1 protein-coding gene is annotated in these 1,160 nt (G+C 50.1%); it reads right to left on the bottom strand.

All coding sequences use genetic code 11. From position 1 onward, the window contains the following. Positions 1–226: 226 nt before the first annotated feature. Positions 227–1,160 (bottom strand): hypothetical protein (locus EBR25_14285; protein NBW42138.1); only part of this gene is annotated, 934 nt, incomplete at its 5' end.

The following is a 1,160-nucleotide window of genomic DNA, read 5'->3' on the forward strand; positions in this document are numbered from 1 at the left end:
AGGAAATCTTAAAAGCGCCGAGTTGTTAGTCTGTTAGAGTGAATAGAGTTGCTCAATAGCTTTGAGCGTTTGATTCAGTGCTGTTTAAGCTGTTTTTGATGAGAGGAACTGACTTGAGTGGTTGCCCAACTGACGAGGGCATTTGGAGTACAAGATATTCGTGCGAATTTTGCAGTTTCTGAGCGCACCTGTTCTGCACCGGTATCTTTCACGGTGTTGTTTTGCTCTAAGCGGCGTGCTGTAGAGGGAGCTTGATGGGTGGCGGTGCTCTCCAAGGGACTTCACCGAGATTTTTGCAAAGCCGCTCTATCTCAGATTGTTCTTGTACGAACGCTTTAATTTTCATGGTAGCGCCACACTTGGGGCATTCGAGCGGATCCAACTCGAATACCCGCTTCATACAAGCTGCCCAATAGGTAGAGGGGTGCTCAGGGGGATCTATTTCAGGCAGGGGTTCAGGAAAATCGAGCTGGAGACGTTTCGCACCGCGAGTGCGCGCTGAGTAGACACCGACATACCTAGTGGTTTGTTCCCACATGTCAGGGATGTGCTGAGCGAGTTCTGCAAGGAACGACAACGGGTCGAAGTCTCTTGTTTGAGAGCCGTCATCAGTCAGCTTGTGGACTCGAACGATTGGTTCTTCGTCTGTTTCAATGATTTCGAGCCGAGGGTTCATCACCGGGGACTTCTTGAGGTAGCGAGCAAGGAATCGCCGAGCGTCTTCGTCATCGGCTGATACCGGCTCTCCAACAAAGACGTGAAAGCCTGAGTGCTCCCAACATTTCATGTCATCTACCGTTTGTTGCTCTAGGAGTTCTGCTTCAAGGAGGGCGTCAAACACATACTCAGAAAACTGGCGAGAGAGATACTCTGTGTCGACTGAATTAAGGAGATGAAAGTTCCCATCTGGGTCTAAAGCACCGTGCAGTCCAAGGCTGTGGATATGCGGATGGAAGTTCAGCAGGTCTCCAGCAGTGTGAAGCGCCATCACCGAGCCAGTTTTCCAATCCGAGGGAAAGGCGTCTTCTACTAAGTCATTCCAGGCAAGCTTGGCGGCTGTGTAAAGTTTCGAAAGAAGCTTCCGGTTAAACTTAAAGTAAGGACGGAGCCGCTTTGGGATGGTGTAGACTTGGTGTGAATGCTCATAGGGAAGCAGTACG

The organism is bacterium (assembly GCA_009926305.1).
In the GTDB taxonomy this organism is placed as follows: domain Bacteria; phylum Bdellovibrionota_C; class UBA2361; order UBA2361; family RFPC01; genus RFPC01.